Origin of the sequence: Ruminococcus sp. 1001713B170207_170306_F1, assembly GCF_015668065.1 — a bacterium.
Lineage (GTDB): Bacteria > Bacillota > Clostridia > Lachnospirales > Lachnospiraceae > Blautia_A > Blautia_A faecis.
Window position 1 is genome coordinate 48,337 of sequence record NZ_JADPEX010000010.1, and the last position, 17,380, is coordinate 65,716.

Annotated in this window: 14 protein-coding genes; 13 read left to right on the plus strand and 1 reads right to left on the minus strand. The window is 43.4% G+C overall.

What is annotated here, in order from left to right; translation table 11 throughout:
- The first annotated feature begins 179 nt into the window (after positions 1–179).
- The gene (locus I4V84_RS19895; protein WP_243243583.1) at positions 180–1,382 is read left to right on the plus strand and encodes a hypothetical protein; all 1,203 of its coding nucleotides are present in this window, start codon (positions 180–182) and stop codon (positions 1,380–1,382) included.
- Positions 1,383–1,444: 62 nt separating this feature from the next.
- On the opposite strand, the gene I4V84_RS08175 is transcribed toward I4V84_RS19895, so the two are convergent.
- Positions 1,445–1,888, minus strand: coding sequence for an RbsD/FucU domain-containing protein (locus I4V84_RS08175; protein WP_118577760.1), 444 nt, complete (start codon positions 1,886–1,888; stop codon positions 1,445–1,447).
- 257 nt (positions 1,889–2,145) lie between these two features.
- On the opposite strand from I4V84_RS08175, the gene I4V84_RS08180 reads away from it, so the two are divergent.
- The 12 genes from I4V84_RS08180 to I4V84_RS08235 all read left to right on the plus strand — a co-directional run bounded on the left by I4V84_RS08180 (position 2,146) and on the right by I4V84_RS08235 (position 17,378).
- Positions 2,146–2,994, plus strand: a complete 849-nt coding sequence (locus I4V84_RS08180) for a class II fructose-bisphosphate aldolase (RefSeq protein ID WP_173717930.1) — start codon at positions 2,146–2,148, stop codon at positions 2,992–2,994.
- Positions 2,995–3,005: 11 nt separating this feature from the next.
- On the plus strand, positions 3,006–4,013 hold the full coding sequence (locus I4V84_RS08185) for a LacI family DNA-binding transcriptional regulator (RefSeq protein WP_173734870.1): 1,008 nt from the start codon (positions 3,006–3,008) through the stop codon (positions 4,011–4,013).
- A complete protein-coding gene (xylB, locus tag I4V84_RS08190; protein ID WP_195991572.1) occupies positions 4,010–5,524 on the plus strand; it encodes a xylulokinase in 1,515 nt (504 codons plus the stop codon). Before I4V84_RS08185 ends, xylB begins: the two co-directional genes overlap by 4 nt.
- A gap of 14 nt (positions 5,525–5,538) precedes the next feature.
- Positions 5,539–6,588, plus strand: a complete 1,050-nt coding sequence (locus I4V84_RS08195) for a galactitol-1-phosphate 5-dehydrogenase (RefSeq protein ID WP_118577758.1) — start codon at positions 5,539–5,541, stop codon at positions 6,586–6,588.
- Between the two features lie 4 nt (positions 6,589–6,592).
- Entirely contained in the window at positions 6,593–7,522 is a 930-nt protein-coding gene (gene pfkB, locus I4V84_RS08200; protein ID WP_118577757.1) for a 1-phosphofructokinase, read from the plus strand.
- A gap of 88 nt (positions 7,523–7,610) precedes the next feature.
- Positions 7,611–8,621, plus strand: coding sequence for an aldo/keto reductase (locus I4V84_RS08205; RefSeq protein WP_118577756.1), 1,011 nt, complete (start codon positions 7,611–7,613; stop codon positions 8,619–8,621).
- Between the two features lie 273 nt (positions 8,622–8,894).
- Entirely contained in the window at positions 8,895–10,517 is a 1,623-nt protein-coding gene (locus tag I4V84_RS08210) for a response regulator (RefSeq protein WP_148461183.1), read from the plus strand.
- On the plus strand, positions 10,514–11,584 hold the full coding sequence (locus I4V84_RS08215) for an FAD:protein FMN transferase (protein ID WP_187565040.1): 1,071 nt from the start codon (positions 10,514–10,516) through the stop codon (positions 11,582–11,584). Before I4V84_RS08210 ends, I4V84_RS08215 begins: the two co-directional genes overlap by 4 nt.
- Positions 11,585–11,700: 116 nt before the next feature.
- Entirely contained in the window at positions 11,701–13,515 is a 1,815-nt protein-coding gene (locus tag I4V84_RS08220) for a sensor histidine kinase (RefSeq protein WP_187565039.1), read from the plus strand.
- Positions 13,502–14,497: a substrate-binding domain-containing protein gene (locus tag I4V84_RS08225; protein ID WP_187565038.1), complete on the plus strand. Its 996-nt coding sequence runs from the start codon at positions 13,502–13,504 to the stop codon at positions 14,495–14,497. The genes I4V84_RS08220 and I4V84_RS08225 overlap by 14 nt, the downstream gene beginning before the upstream one ends.
- Positions 14,498–14,868: 371 nt before the next feature.
- On the plus strand, positions 14,869–15,846 hold the full coding sequence (locus tag I4V84_RS08230) for an ABC transporter permease (RefSeq protein WP_118577750.1): 978 nt from the start codon (positions 14,869–14,871) through the stop codon (positions 15,844–15,846).
- A 20-nt stretch (positions 15,847–15,866) separates the two neighbouring features.
- Complete coding sequence (locus tag I4V84_RS08235) at positions 15,867–17,378, plus strand: sugar ABC transporter ATP-binding protein (protein WP_148461187.1); 1,512 nt, start codon at positions 15,867–15,869, stop codon at positions 17,376–17,378.
- Positions 17,379–17,380 lie beyond the last annotated feature (2 nt).

Below are 17,380 nucleotides of genomic sequence, written 5' to 3' on the forward strand. Positions count from 1 at the left end.
AGTAACTGTTGCTGTAAAATAATGGGAAAATATGAGAAAAATGGTTGCAAGTTTTTCCTGGTGTGTTACAATGAAAAGCAGAAAAATGGTTACTGCTCATTCCGTTCACAAAATACCTCGCGGAATGTTATCAGTAAACAGTAACGAAAAATGTATACAAGAGGGAAAAGAGGATATATATGAAGAAAAAGCTGGGAATGTTGCTGGCTGTGCTTCTTACTTTTTGCATGACTGTGGGAGTTTTTGCAGATGCAGGAAAGACACAGCAGGTTGATTATAAAACAGATTACTATATGATTGTAGAATCGCCTGATGGCGGTGTTGACATGTATTCAGAGGCAGATGCTTCCAGCCCGAAGCTGAATGATGAGCTGATTCCTAATGGAACTGCGATCCATGTAGAAGGAGAGACCACAGATGAAGCTGGAAAGGTATGGGTATATGCTCAGCTTCATGGCATGTTTGGTTTCCTGGAAGAGAATTATCTGAAGCCGGCTACTCTTGCCGAGGCAGTGGCATCAGAGCTTGTTTTATACGGAAGCAAGGATGCGAATTACAGTATTACAGTCAATGCTAAGGAAGACGGTTCCGTTTGCCTGTATAAAGGACCTGGAAAAAAGTACGGCACAGTTTCCGGAGGCTGTAATATAGCGAATGGTGAGAAGTTATATATTGATACAGAAGTAGATACTGGTAAAGATGGTATCTGGGGACACACAGAGGCTGGTGATGTTTCTGGCTGGGTAAATATTGCAGAAGCCACCAATACGGAAGAGAGTACAGTAGAACTTGTTCCTGAAACTGAGAAAGAAGCGGAAGACGGTTCCCAATCTGTTCAGGCTGGAGAGAATACTTCTGAAGTTGGAAAAGCAGGTACCGAAGGCAAAGATATCGGTGATGCGGAGGCAGAGCTAACAGGCACTCCTACCCCGAAGCCTGAGAAGACAAGTACTCCTACTCCGAAGCCAACCGAGACGAGTACTCCTGTACCAGAACCTACTAAGAAAGCAACTGCAGCTTCAGAACCGACTGAGACAAGTACGCCTGCCCCGGAGCCAACTGAGACAAGTACGCCTACCCCGGAGCCGACTGAGACGAGCACGCCTGCCCCGGAGCCGACTGAGACAAGCACGCCTGCCCCGGAGCCGACTGAGACAAGTACGCCTATCCCGGAGCCAAGTGAGACTATTGCGCCTACAGAAGAGGCAGCAGTAACAACTGCTCCTTCAGAAAGTGCAGAACAGGAAGCGTCCAGCGAAAATGTGGAGAGCACAGATAAAGGAATGAATTCTGTTATCTGGATTCTGGTTGTAGTTATTATCATTGGCATCGCAGTGGTAATCTGGCTCCTTAAGAAAAAAGGAAAAAATAGTGAATCATAATAAACATGAATAATAAAAGCTCCGCCGGGAATCCGACGGAGCTTTTTAGCTGAAATAAAAAATTATTTGTTGATAACAACACCTTTCTGAAGCATAACGTTTGCGTAAACAGCTTTCTCACCTGTAGCGATAATACAATATGCTTTCTTTGCCTCTTCATAAAATGCGAAACGCTCGATATTTCCAACTGCCTCGGCGCCACGTTCATCATGTTTGGAAACAATCTCTTTGTATGTATCCCAGATTGGAGTTTTTACCGGATCGCCAGGCATAACTTCCATCAGGGTAACTGGTTTCTCTACATAAGAATCAAGAGGGATAACAGTAAGGATAGCGTCCAGAAGTTCTGGAACTCCATGTCCGTCGCAGCGAACAACAATTGCATCTTTACCCATTGATTCTACTGGGAAGTTGCCGTCCGCGATAACGATGCGGTCGCTGTGTCCCATCTCGCATAAAACTTTTAAAAGCTGTGGTGAAAGTATTTCTGGAATTCCTTTTAACATAATATATTCTCCCTTCGTTCTTTCTCAGAAATCTGGCACAGTAATCTATAAAAACTGATACCGGTTCCGAAAGTATTCTACTCTATAAGTTACCTTTCTTTGCTGGATTTTTCAAGGTAAAATTTTACGCAAAAAGATGAAATATTTACTGTTGACAGAAATTTGGAAAAGAGTTAATATGAACTAAAACAGAAACGTTTCGGTTTCTTGAAAACAGAAGATTCACGGCCTGTATCAGCAGGCAGAAGGAGGAGAATATGCCACTTGTTACATCTAAGGAAATGTTGTTGAAAGCTCAGCAGGGCGGTTACGCAGTGGGTGCATTTAATGCAGAGAATATGGAGATGGTGAAAGCGATCATTCAGGCAGCTGAGGAGTTGAAAGCACCTGTTATGATCCAGACTACTCCATCTACTATTAAATATGGCACTCTTGAGACCTATCAGGCAATCGTTGCAGCAGAAGCTGCAAAGGCTTCCGTTCCGGTTTGCCTGCACCTTGACCACGGCAGTAGCTTTGATCTCGCCATGAAGGCTCTGAAGGCTGGATATACTTCCGTGATGATTGACGGTTCTAAGCTGGATTATGAAGGAAACATTGAGGTGAGCAAGAAGGTGGCTGACGTAGCAGCTTCTATGGGAATCCCATGCGAGGCAGAACTTGGTAAGGTAGGTGGTAAGGAAGACGACCTGGTTGCAGTTGCAGATACCAATACCGATCCACAGGAAGCCAGAGAATTTGTAGAGCGCACCGGCGTTACTTCTCTTGCGGTAGCAATCGGCACAGCACATGGCTTCTATGTGGGAACTCCTGTTCTTGATAAGGAGCGTTTAAGTGAAATTCGTGAAGTTGTAGATATTCCTCTGGTTCTTCATGGCGCTTCCGGCCTTAGCGATGAGGATGTTATGGATTGCGTAAAGAGAGGAATCTGTAAGGTTAATTTTGCCACCGAGCTTCGTGCAGCATACTCCAAGGCTGTCAGAGAGACACTTGAGGATGAGAAGGTATTTGATCCTAAGGCATATGGCAAGGCTGGAATTGCAGCTGTGAAAGAGCTTGTAATGGCCCGTATGAAAGTTTGCGGCTGTGACGGAAAGGCTGAGTAAGAGGCTGATTTATGGCAGCGACGATGAAAGATATTGCCAGACGGACAGGACTTGGTCTGGCAACGATTTCCTCTTATTTCAATGGGGGGAATGTAAGAGAGAAGAACCGTATCAAGATCGAAGAAGCCATCGAAGAATTACATTACGAAGTAAATGAAGTTGCCCGCGGTCTGAAGACCAATGCGACCAAGACAGTGGGGGTTGTGATTCCAGAGCTGAACAATGTTTTCTGCGCAGAAATCATCAGTGGAATGGAGGATATCCTCCGAAGCCATGGATATGCAGCGATTGTCTGTGACTGCAGAACAGATAAGAAGCTTGAAAAAGAAGCAGTGGATTTCCTTACCCGGAAACGTGTGGATGGAATTATCAATATGCCGGTAGATATGACTGGAGCCCATCTGAATGAATTTCAGAAAACAGGTAAACCCATTGTGCTTATCGACCGTATGATCCAGGGAATATCCTGCGACTGTGTGCTGGTGGATAATGTAAATGCAGCTGAGAAGGCTGTTGGCATGCTGGTAGAAGAACAGCATCAGAAGATTGGTCTGATCGGTGGACCGGATGAGGTATTCACTGCCAGACAGCGTATGTTAGGATATATGAAAGCACTTAAGGCTCATGGAATTGCGGTTGATGAAAAGCTGATCTGTCATGGTGATTACACGATCCAGGGAGGGGTTCAGGCAGTAGAAGAGCTGGTGAAAGAGAATCCGGATATGACAGCTGTTTTTGTGACGAACTATGAGATGACTATGGGGGCAGTGATCGGGCTTAACGAGATGGGGGTATCCATGCCAGAGGAGATTTCCCTGGTGGGATTTGACAATCTGCCTTTTGCCCGTGCATGCAGACCTGCACTTACCATTGTTTCACAGCCCACAGAGAAAATTGCAAGGGAAACAGCACAGATCATGCTGGAACGGCTTGAAGGAAGAGATGAGCTTCCTGACCATATTGTACGGAAACTTCAGACTGATATTTTTATGGGGAAATCCATAAGGAGACAAGGATGAGCAAAGACTATTTATTAGGAATTGATATTGGAACCAGCGCGTGCAAGGTTGCCATATTTAACAAGAACGGAAAGGTGATGGCTTCCGCCAATGGGGATTACCCTGTTTATTATCCTCATGAGGGATGGGCGCAGCAGAAGCCGGATGAATGGTGGCATGCGGTTTGCGGCGCTATTTGCGAATGCCTGGAGACAGGTAATATTTCAGGAGAGCAGATTGCCGGAGTGGGAATTGATGGGCAGAGCTGGTCGGCTATTGCCATTGACCATGAGGGAAATGTTCTGACAGATACACCTATCTGGATGGATACAAGAGCCCAGGAAATCTGCGACAGACTCAATAATGAAATCGGCAGTGAGAATATTTTCAATGTTGCAGGTAATTCTCTTCAGCCTTCTTATACCACAGCGAAGATTCTCTGGTATAAGGAGAATATGCCTGAAGTATATAATAAGATTTACAAGATCCTTCAATCAAACAGCTTTATTGCTTACAGACTGACTGGTGCCATCACACAGGATCTTTCACAGGGATATGGCCTGCATTGCTTTGATATGCGTACTGGTACCTGGGATGAAGTGATGTGTGAGAAACTGGGAATTCCTGTGGATTTTCTTCCGGAGATTGTTGCGTGCGATAAGGTAGTGGGAACTGTGACGGAAGAGGCGGCAGCCCAGAGTGGACTGACTGTCGGAACTCCTGTAGTGGCCGGCGGTCTGGATGCAGCCTGTGGGACACTTGGTGCAGGTGTGATCCATCCGGGGGAGACCCAGGAGCAGGGTGGACAGGCTGGTGGCATGAGCATCTGCACAGATACATACAAAGCAGATCCAAGTCTGATCTTAGGATATCACGTAGTGCCAGGCAAGTGGCTTCTTCAGGGAGGAACTACCGGAGGCGGCGGTGTCATGCGCTGGTTTGAGAGAGAATTTGCAGCTTATGAGAGGAGCCGCAAGGCGGATACCGGGAAATCCTCTCTGGAACAACTGAATGAAATTGCCGAGGCAGTACCAGCCGGAAGTGAAGGCGTTGTGTTCCTTCCATATATGTCCGGGGAGAGATCCCCTGTCTGGAATCCATACGCCAAAGGCGTTTTCTATGGACTTGATTTTGCTAAGACCAAGGGACACATAGTAAGAGCCTGTATGGAGGGCGTAGCATTTTCCCTGCGCCATAATCTGGAGGTGGCTGAAGCAGCAGGTGCTAAAGCAGAAGTTCTTCGTGCTATGGGAGGTTCAGCCAATTCCCTTCTCTGGACTCAGATTAAGGCTGATGTGACAGGCAAGGCAGTGGTGGTCCCTGCTTCCGATACAGCAACCACATTAGGTGCTGCAATCCTGGCTGGCGTAGGAGTTGGATTTTATAAAGATTACGAGGAAGCGGTTTCCATGACAGTGAAAGAGACAAGACGCCATGAGCCCAATCCTGAGAATAAAGAAGTTTATAATAAGACATACCGTACATATAGGGATTTATATGAATCTCTGAAAGCTATGATGGTACGGAAGTAAGGAGGTATTTCAAGATGAAAGCAGCAGTTGTAGTTGCAAACGAGGATGTACAGTACCAGGAAATCGAAGAACCGCAGGCAAAACCAGGCTGGGTAAAGATTAAAGTAAAAGCTTCCGGCATTTGTGGCTCTGATGTTCCGCGAGTATTGAATCATGGTGTTCATTTTTATCCTATCGTTCTTGGACATGAGTTTTCTGGTGATGTAGTAGAAGTTGGCGAAGGGGTCACTAAGGTGAAAGTTGGCGACCGCGTTTCCGGGGCTCCGCTTCTTCCGTGCATGAAGTGTGATGATTGTCAGAATGGAAACTTCTCCTTATGTAAGCATTACAGTTTTATCGGTTCCAGGCAGCAGGGAAGTAATGCGGATTATGTAGTAATTCCAGAGCAGAATGCGATTCCTTTTGATCCGTCTATTTCCTATGAACAGGGTGCAATGTTCGAGCCATCCACAGTTGCTCTTCATGGACTCCTTCAGAATGATTATCAGGGCGGTCGCTGCGTAGCAATTTTAGGATGTGGAACAATTGGCATATTCACAATGCAGTGGGCAAAGATCTTTGGTTCCAAGAAGGTTGTCGTATTTGATATTAGTGAGGAACGCCTGGATCTTGCCATGAGAATGGGCGCAGATGCAGTTATCAATACAACCAAAGAGAATTATATGGAAGAGGCTATGGCAATTACCGGTGGTAAGGGCTATGAATATGTGTTTGAAACAGCCGGACAGGTTCCCACTATGCATATGGCATTTGAACTTGCTGCGAATAAGGCACACGTATGCTTCATTGGAACACCTCATGCAGATCTTACATTTACACCAAAGCAGTGGGAGAATATGAATCGTAAAGAATTTAAACTTACAGGCTCCTGGATGTCCTATAGTTCCCCGTTCCCAGGCAAAGAGTGGGATCTTACAGCTCATTATTTTGCAACCGGTCAGCTGAAATTTGATCCGGGATTTATTTATCGCAAAATGCCAATGAGTCAGGCTCAGGAAGCATTCCAGCTCTATAAGACACCTGGTCTTGTAAAGGGGAAGATTCTTCTGATGAATGAGGATTGAGCATATGATACTGACAGTAACATTAAATGCAGCCATTGATAAGCGGTATGTGGTAAATAACTTTAAGACTGGAGAAGTGAATCGTGTAAAGGAATGTACTTATGTTCCTGGTGGAAAAGGTCTGAATGTATCCAAGCCGGCTTCAATTTACGGAGCAGAGGTGACTGCCACAGGTTTTGTAGGTGGTTATGCAGGAGCTTATATTGAGAATGCATTGAAACCGTTTGGTATTAAAAGTGCTTTTTATCATGTAGCTGCAGAAAGCAGATCCTGTATTAATATCTGGGATGAAGTTAATAAAGTTCAGACAGAATTTCTGGAACCTGGGTTTACCCTTACAGAAGAGGATTTTGCCGGATTTGAGGAAAAATTCTGTAATCTTGTAAAAGAAGCGAAAGTAGTTGCAATGTCAGGAAGTGTTCCGAAAGGACTTGATGGAACTGCTTATCAGCGACTTATAAAGATTGTAAAAGAGGCAGGAATTCCGGTTATTCTGGATACCAGTGGCAAACTTCTTGAAATGGGAATTGAAGCAGCACCTACTATGATCAAGCCCAATATTGATGAAATCCGTATGCTCACAGGCAAGAAATGTGATAATATTCAGGATATTATAGATGCGGCGAAAGAGATTCATGCAAAAGGTGTGGAAATCGTAGCTGTTTCCCTGGGAGCTGACGGTTCTCTTGCAGTAGGTAATGAAGGAATTTTCCGTGCACTGGTTCCGAGAATAAATGCAGTGAACACAGTTGGGTGTGGAGATTCTATGATCGCAGGATTCGCACTGGGTTTATCCAGGAGACTTTCACTTCCTGAGACAATGAAACTGGCAAGTGCTATTTCAGCGGCAGCAGCCATGCGCGAGGAGACTGGATTTTTTGTGATGGAAGATATGGAAAAACTGCTTCCACAGATTGAGGTTACTAAATTATAAGAAAATGTAGTAAAAGATATTAAGCGAAAGTAAATTGCGTTGTAATTGAAAGCCATAGTGCAAAAGAAATGTTAAGGAGGATAAGAAAATGACAATGATTGATCCGGCAATTGTTCCGCAGAGAACACTTTATACTGGCGCTAAGATGCCAGCTGTTGGAATGGGTACTTTTGGAAGTGACCATGCAGATGCAGACGCAGTTTCTGCTTCTGTTGCAGGTGCACTTCGCGTAGGTTACCGTTCTTTTGATTGTGCTGCATGTTACGGAAATGAAGATATGATCGGAAAGATTTTCGCAGATGCATTTGCAGAAGGTATTGTAAAAAGAGAAGAACTTTTTATTGCCTCCAAAGTATGGAACGATATGCATGGTGACGGAGATGTACTGATTGCCTGTGCGAAGACCTTAAAGGATCTGAAGCTTGACTATCTGGATATGTATTATGTTCACTGGCCATTCCCGAACTATCATGCACCACATTGTGATGTGGATTCCAGAAATCCTGATTCCAAACCGTTTACAGTAGAGCGCTTTATGAAAACCTGGCGCCAGATGGAGCGCCTGGTAGATATGGGTCTGACGAAACATATCGGTATGTCTAATATGACAATCCCGAAACTGGAGGCAGTACTTCCACTTTGCAGAATTAAACCAGCTGCGATCGAGATGGAGCTTCATCCATGCTTCCAGCAGCCGGAGCTGTTTGATTATTGCAGAGCGCATGGTATTGAAGTGGTAGGATTCTGCCCAATTGGTTCTCCTGAACGTCCGGAACGTGATAAAATGCCAGAAGATATTGCGGATATTGAACTGCCAGAGCTGAAAGCAATTGCAGCGGCACATGGTGTACATCCAGCAGTTATCTGCATTAAATGGGCTGTACAGAGAGGTGCTTCCCCAATTCCATTCTCTTTGAAAGAGAAGAATTACACCATGAACCTGAAATGTGTCACGGAAGATCCTCTGACAGAAGAAGAGATGGAAACCATCCGTTCCCTTGATAAGAATAACCGTCTGATCAAAGGCCATGTATTCCTGTGGGAAGGTGCAAAGGACTGGCACGATCTCTGGGATGAGGATGGAGTGATTGTAAAATAATGGTTATAATTTCAAAGCTTCTTTAAATATCTTACACAGCAGAAAAGCTGCAGGGTTTATAATTCTTATAACTTTGCAGCTTTTTTGTTACCAGTAAACAGTAATAGTAACACACACCAAACAAACTCTGGAATTGTTTGTTTAGTTTGCATGATTTTATGGTATGTGATAATATAATATTTAGCTGAAATTAATAGAATACCATGTGCAAACAGGCATCGGGGGGGGAGCCGATGAGGTACATGCTGTGTATAGAAAGGGAAAGCGAAAACTATGTATCGAATTTTACTTGTAGATGATGAGATCCTGGTACGTGACGCCATAAAGGAGAATATTGACTGGAAGTCCATGGATTGCCAGCTTGTAGGAGACTGCGAAAACGGAAAGCAGGCAGCAGATTTTGTGAAGAGCCATCCGGTAGATATTGTTCTCACAGATATTTTGATGCCGTATATGGATGGAATGGAACTGAGCCATTTTCTGCATGATAATTACCCGGAGATCGTAATTGTGATCTTCAGTGGCTTCGGGGAATTTGAATATGCAAAGAAAGCAATTCAGTATAATGTAAGCGAATACATGCTGAAGCCGGTAACTGCTATGGAGCTCAGAGAAGTTATTGGCAAAATGAAAGAAAAAGTAGATCTGCAGAGAAAAGAAAAGAAGAAAATAGAATCCCTCACAAAGACATCTCAGGATTATCACAAAAATGCTCTGGTGATTCGTTCGAAAGCGATTGAATCTCTGGTAAGCTGTACTCGGGATGTGCAGGAGAGCCTGGAGGAATTGTCTGGAATGGGAATTAATCTGGAGGCAGCATCTTATCGGGTTGCGTTATTTGACATGGATCTGTTTTCCGATATTCATCAGATTGATATGGAAAAACGCCAGGAGAGCGCATTAATGGCTTTTGTTTTATTTAATGTTGCAGATGAGATCGTGACAGATCGTAATGCAGGAATTGCCTATCAGGAAGGAAATAACCGGGTGTGTATCCTCTTTATGGGAAACCGCAGCAGGGAGTTTTCCAGAGAAATACAGGAAATCTGTCAGGAAATCCAGAAAAAAGTAAAAGAAGTGATCGGCATTGAAGCTTCAGCAGGAATTGGGGGCTGGGTAAGGAATCCCGGAGATACGATCCAGTCTCATAACCAGGCTGAGAAGGCTATTGAACTGCGCTATTTACTGGGCGGAAATCTGCTCATTGATACAGAAACACTGAATCCGGAGAGAAGTATTTCTTTGCAGCAGCCATTAAGCGATATGGTAGATGGAATCAAGAAAGGCAATGAAGCTGAGATGAATCAGGCTCTTTCTGTTATGAAATCTGAGATCAAAAAGGCCAGAGTGGATAAAAGTCAGGCCTGTGTCTGCCTTCAGATGATTCTGCGCCATGCAGGAAGCTGCTGGGAAGCTCTTTCTTCTGAGAATGAAGATCTGTTCCACAAAAGAGAAATTCTCATGGGACGGGTAACCGAACAGAAAACTTTTAAGGAAGCTTTTAAAATGGCAGAGGACTATGTTCACGAGGTATTCGAAAGGTGCTCTTCCCTGAACAGCTCCAGCGGTCAGAAGCAGGCGGTACTTGCTATGGAATATATTCGCCAGCATTACAATGAGCCGGAATTAGGATTGAATGATATCTGTTCCTATCTGAATATTGGTACAAGCTATTTCAGTACTATTTTTAAGGAAGCCACAGGAGGCACTTTCCTGGAATTCCTCAGTAAGACCCGTATGGAAAAGGCAAAGGAACTCCTGGAACAGACTGCACTTAAGAACTATGAGATTGCGGAGAAGGTGGGCTTTTCAGATCCCCATTATTTTGGAATTTCTTTTAAGAAAATGACAGGTAAGACTCCTACCGAGTATGCAAGGGAAAAAAGATCCTTATGAAAAGAAAAGTACTGACGGCAGCCGGCATTTGTATTGGAATTTTGATTTTTACAGAAGGCAGCAGGTATTTTGTTCAGAATCAGAAATGCCAGAAGCAGCTGTTTGCGATGGACACCTATATGGAGTTTACCGCATATGGTAAAAACAGCGAAAAAGCTGTAGATGCAGCTATAGAAGAAGTACAGAAACTGGATGCGATGTTATCAGCAGAAAACAGTAAAAGTGAAGTATATGCCTTAAACGAACAGGGAAATCTGCAGGCAACAGATGATCTGGCAGAACTGATCCTCCGGGGAAAAGAAATTTATCAGGAGACAGACGGACTTTTTGACGATACGATTTATCCGGTGATGAAGCTATGGGGATTCCCCACAGGCAATTATCATGTGCCTGCAGCTGCTGAAGTACAAAAAAAACTGGCACTGGTGGATGGAAATAAAGTAGAAATACAGACCCGGGACTCTGATGAAAAGGGCAGGGACAGCAAAGAAAAAGCAAATTTTGTAACGCTTGGAGCAGATCAGCAGATTGATTTTGGAGGAATTGCAAAAGGATATACAGGGCAGAAGCTGGCAGAGCTTTTTCAGGAATATGGCGTTTCTTCCGCATTGGTTTCTCTTGGAGGGAACATTCAGGCGATAGGGACGAAGCCAGACGGCAGCAGCTGGAAAGTGGGAATACGTGATCCAAAAGGCGGACAGCAGGATTATATTGGCGTTTTATCTGTGGAAAATCAGGCCGTAGTTACTTCTGGCGGTTATGAGCGGTATTTTGAAGAAGATGGGGAGACCTATATTCATATCATCAATCCCAGGACAGGATATCCGGCAGATGGAGATCTGTTGTCTGTGACAATCGTATCAAAGGATGGTACACTTGCAGATGGAATGTCCACGGCCCTTTATATTATGGGCTATGAGAAAGCTTGTCAATTCTGGCGGCAGCACAGGGAAGAATTCAATGTGATCCTGGTGACAGATGATGGGAAGATTCATATTTCAGAGAATCTTAAGGAAAATTTTCAGACAGAGTGGGATCTGGAAATGATTGAATCCGGAAGTGAATAATTGCAGCTATAAAGAGATTTGCTGCCAGCAGGTGGATTATTTCTGCAGAAATCAGTGATGAAAGGTATGAAAAATAAAAAGTTAAATGAATGAGAAAATGCAAGGGAGAGCAGCCTATGAATGAAAACAAAAGAGAACGAAAATTTCTTAAAGGCTTTAAAAGTATTCAAAGCACTATATTTGTGGCTGTTTCTGTTCTGGTTCTCTGTGCGGTGCTTGCAGCGACTGCAGTATCAGTAAGATATACGAATTCTACAGTTTATGAGAACTCTGCCATTTATACCCAGACCATTATACATCAGCTGAATCAGAATGTTGATTCGTATATTACATATATGGATAATATTGCCTCAGTTATTGCAAAAAGCCAGGATGCGTATCAGCTTTTGTACCAGCGCATCGGTGAGGATGAGGCTGTAAAAGAAGGACACAGGAAACGTCTTCTGGAACAATTCAGTACGATACTGAAAGGACGTGATGATATCTGCAACATCGGAATCGTGCAAAAAGATGGGGTTATGCTCATAAACAGCGGATATCAGGCCATCAATCCGGATCTGGATCTTTCCACGCAGGAGTGGTACACCAATGCGGTAGATAATTACAATCAGTATTGTCTCAGCTCTTCCCATGTCCAGCATGTGATCAAGGGCCAGCGTCCGTGGGTGATTACTTTAAGCCGCGAAGTCCACAATTTCTATGGCACGGGAAACAGTGACGGCGTTGTATTTATTGACTTGAATTACAGCGCCATCAGTGAGCTCTGTGATCAGAACAGCATTGGGGATAAGGGATATGTATTTATTCTGGATCAGAATGGGAACATCGTTTATCATCCAAGTCAGCAGCAGCTGTATAATGAGCTTCAGACGGAGAATATTGATATTGTTATGAATGCCGACACAGATACGGTAGTAACAGGAGAGGGAGATGACGAAAAAATCTATACACTTGCCCGCTCTGAGATAACTGGATGGACGATTGTTGGCTGCATGAATATGGCAGAGCTTTTAAAGAGCAGCAAAGAAGCCAATAACATATATGTAATGACGGCCATTGTACTGGTTGTGATCGCCATGCTTATTTCCAGCTTTATTGCCAGAAGCATAACTCTTCCGATTCAGAAGCTTCGTGATTCTATGGAAAGGGTTCAGGAAGGTGATTTCAAGGCTGCAGATGATCTGGTCATACCTTCCCAGAATGAAATTGGAAGTCTTACCACATCATTCAATGTGATGACCCACAAGATTGAAGATCTGATGGCACAGAATGTCCATGAACAGGAATTGAAGCGAAAGAGTGAACTGAAAGCCCTTCAGTCCCAGATTAATCCACACTTTCTTTATAATACGCTGGATTCCATTATCTGGATGGCGGAAGGGAAGAAATATGAAGATGTAGTACTGATGACCGCTTCTCTGGCACGGCTTTTGCGGCAAAGTATCAGCAACGAAGATGAGACGGTCCTCATCGGCCAGGAAATCCAGTATGTGAAGAGTTATCTCACCATTCAGAAAATGCGCTATAAGGATAAACTGGAATTTGCGATCAATGTGGATCCATCTATTAACAGTGTGCATATAGTGAAGCTTGTACTTCAGCCGATTGTGGAAAATGCAATTTATCATGGCCTTAAATATAAGGAATCGAAGGGGATGCTTACTGTTAACGGATACCAGAAAGATGGAAATGCAGTTATCGAAATAGCAGATGACGGTGTGGGAATGGATGAGGAGACCCTGAACCGAATTTTTGAGAAGCATAAAGTCAATTATCGTTCTAATGGTGTTGGGGTATACAACGTTCAAAGACGTCTCTGTATGTACTATGGAAAGGAATATGGTCTGAGCTATAAAAGTGAAAAAGGAAAAGGTACGACTGTAACAGTGGTAATTCCGATCGAGCAGGAGGAACATCATGAAAAAGCGTAAACAATGGCTTATGCTTGTATGCATAGCGCTGGCGGTGTGTCTGGTTTCCGGAGGAATGCTTTATATTCGTCAAAAAAATAATAACAAAAAGTGGTCATTAATTTACATACCGAAAACAGAGGATGGAACCAATGACTTCTGGACATCCCTGATTTCCGGGACAAGAATGGCGGCGCAGGAATGCGGTGCAGAACTGGAAGTGCTGGCACCGGAGAGAGAACAGGATGTGGAGGTACAGAATAAACTTCTGGAAGAGGCCATTGAGAAAAATCCGGATGCAATATTGTTTTCCCCTTCCAGCTTTGATGCTTCCGATGAATTATTGCAGGAGGCAAAAGATAAGGGAATCAAGATCACATTTATAGATTCCTATACAGAGAGCAATATTCAGGATATGACAGTTGCCACAGATAATCTGGAAGCAGGAAAGCAGCTTGGGGAATATGCCAGAACTTTTTTAAATAAGGATTCCCAGATTGCAATTGTAAGCCATGTAAAAGGTGTTTCCACTGCAATCGAAAGAGAACAGGGCTTTCGGGAAGGTCTGGGGGATTATAATAAGAATGTTGTAGACGTAGTATATTGTAATTCCCAGTTTGATAAGGCTTCCCAGCTTACAGAAGAACTGATGGAGAAATATCCGAATCTTGAAATGATTGCAGGAATGAATGAATATTCTTCTGTAGGCGCAGCACGGGCGGTACAGAAACATGACATGGAAGACCGAATACAGGTAGTGGGGGTAGACAGCTCCCAGGAAGCGGTTCAGCTTATGGAAAAGGGTGTCTTCAAGGGAATTGTTGTGCAGAAAGCGTTTAAGATGGGCTATCTGGGTGTAACGGAGACTGTGCGTATGCTGCAGGGAAAACCTTACGATGAGAATGTAAATTCCGGCTGCCAGCTTGTAACTCCGGAGAATATGTATTCCAGCGAAATTGAAAAGCTGATCTTTCCATTTAATACCATAAAACAGACTTTGTAACTGTTCTGTATCTTCACAGCTGCACGTTTTGCGGAAGAGTTACCTGATTTATGCTGTACCAGATTTTTTTAATATACTCTGCCAGATAAAGTGGAACCTCAGGTTCGATCCTTTTGCGTTTCTTATGTATGAAAAGGATTGAATTTGAGGTTTTTTGATTTTACACGGTAAAGTGTTAGTGCATATTTCACATAAAAGGTTAAAAATTTATGACCATACCGTAAATATTTAACCTTTTTCTGGAAAATATTCTATTACAATTGTGCAGAATTCAAGGTATTATATAGAAAACGCAGAGAGTGCAAAAAGTTATTGCTCAGGAAGAGTGAGGTAAACCTGGACAATAACAAAAAATCAAGGAGGGTGAAAAGTTGGAAAAGTTAAAACAAAATCCAATTGTGAAAAAGCTCGGCCTGAACAGAATCATGCTTGTTTGTATTCTTGTTCTTATGTTCGTAGTTTTCAAGGTAGTACTCGGAAGTAAATTCCCTGTTGGCGACAGTATCAAATCTACTTTGAACTATGTATACTTCCTGGGCTTTTTATCACTTGGAGTAACATTTGTAATTGCTACAGGAGGAATTGATTTCTCCATCGGACCGGTTATGTTCTGCTGTGCACTGGTTTCCGGTTACTGCATGACTTCTTATGGAGTTCCCTGTGCAGCTGCCATGGTTCTGTGTGTGCTCATTGGTCTTGCATTTGGTATATTTAATGGATGGCTGGTTTCTTATATGTCAGTTCCGCCATTTATCGTATCCATGGCTTCCATGAACATTGCAAAAGGCATTGCTTCTGTATTTACCAAGACACAGTCAGTCAGCTGGCCGCAGAGTTCTGATCCGGTAAACGGATGGTTCCGTAATATCGCATCTTATAATGGATTCCCGGTTGGTCTTGTGATCTTCCTTGGAATGGCAGTGGTTTGCGGTATTGTTCTTTACAATACAAAGCCAGGACGTTATATCCTTTGTCTTGGATCTAACAGCGAGGCAGTTCGTCTTTCTGGTGTCAATACCAGAAAATGGAGAATGCTTGCATATGTGATCTGTGGATTCCTGGTAGGAATCGGAGCACTGTTCTTTGTAGCTACTTATACAACCGTTCAGCCAGGATATGGCGATCAGTATAACAACGAGGCAATTGCAGGCTGTGTAATGGGTGGTACATCCATGGTTGGTGGACTTGCTTCCATCGGCGGTACTGTAATCGGTGTATTTATCATCTCTCTTCTTCAGCAGGGAATCATGGCATTTGGTCTTGGCAAAGGACAGCAGATGATTATTACAGGTATCATTGTTATTGTAGCAGTTTACGCTGACGTTTCTGCAAGACGCAGAAAGAACTGATCATAAGGGAGGATTCGATAATGGGTGAAGTTATTTTAACTATGAAGGATATTGATAAGTCCTTTCCTGGAGTTCATGCCCTGGATCATGTTAATTTCGAAGTGAAACGCGGTGAAGTACATGCACTTATGGGAGAGAACGGAGCCGGAAAGTCCACACTGATGAAGGTACTTACCGGTATTTACCAGAAGGATTCCGGAACAATTACATATAAAGGCAAAGAGACAGAATTTCACAATACCCGTGAAGCTCAGGATGCCGGAGTGGTAATCGTACATCAGGAATTAAATATGATCGGAGATCTGACTGTTGCACAGAACATCTTTATCGGACGTGAACCGAAGAAGGGAATCCGTGTAGACGACAAGAAGATGATCGAAGATTCCAGAAAATTATTTCAGGATCTGAATATTGAGATCGATCCGAGAGAAAAAATGAGTAATCTTACTGTTGGTAAGCAGCAGATGTGTGAGATTGCAAAGGCTATTTCCCACAAAGCTGAGGTGATCATTTTTGATGAGCCGTCAGCTGCTCTTACTGAGAAGGAGATTGCGGATTTATTTGAAATCATCAAAGACCTTCGTAAGAAGAATCTTGGTATTGTATACATCTCACACCGTATGGATGAGATCAAGGTCATCACAGACCGTGTAACTGTCATGCGAGATGGTGGCTATGTTGGAACCCTGATCACAGCAGACAGTACAAAAGAAGATATTATCAACATGATGGTTGGTCGTGTTATTTACGAAGATCCGAAGGATCATAGCATGGTTGCCCCAGATGCCCCGGTTGTTTTGAAAGTAGAGCATTTGAATGCAGGCAAGATGGTTCAGGATGTAAGCTTCGAGCTTCGTAAAGGTGAAATCCTTGGCTTCTCAGGATTGATGGGAGCAGGACGTACCGAGACAGCCAGAGCACTGTTTGGGGCAGATCCGAAACAGAGCGGTAAGATTTCCATTATGGGTAAAGATGGACAGCTCCATGAAGTAACCATCAACAGCCCACAGGATGCTGTTAAATATGGTATCGGTTATCTGTCTGAGGACAGAAGAAGATATGGAGTTGTTGTTCAGAAATCTGTAACAGAGAACACAACTCTGGCTACCATGGAAGAATATTGCAACGGTTTATTCATCAACAAAGCCAAAGAGAAAAAAGTTACAGAGAGATATGTGAAAGAGCTTGCAACCAAGACTCCTTCTACAGACCAGCTGGTAGTGAATCTTTCCGGTGGTAACCAGCAGAAGGTAGTTATTGCAAAATGGCTTACCCGTGACAGTGAGATCCTGATTTTCGATGAGCCTACAAGAGGTATCGACGTTGGTGCGAAGAACGAGATCTACAAGTTAATGAGCAAGCTTGCAGCAGAAGGAAAATCTATTATTATGATTTCCTCTGAAATGACCGAGATTCTCCGAATGAGTGACCGAATCATCGTTATGTGTGAAGGTAAGGTAACAGGAAATATTGATATTTCTGAAGCTACACAGGAACACATCATGAATAAGGCGACACGGAATATCGATTAAGG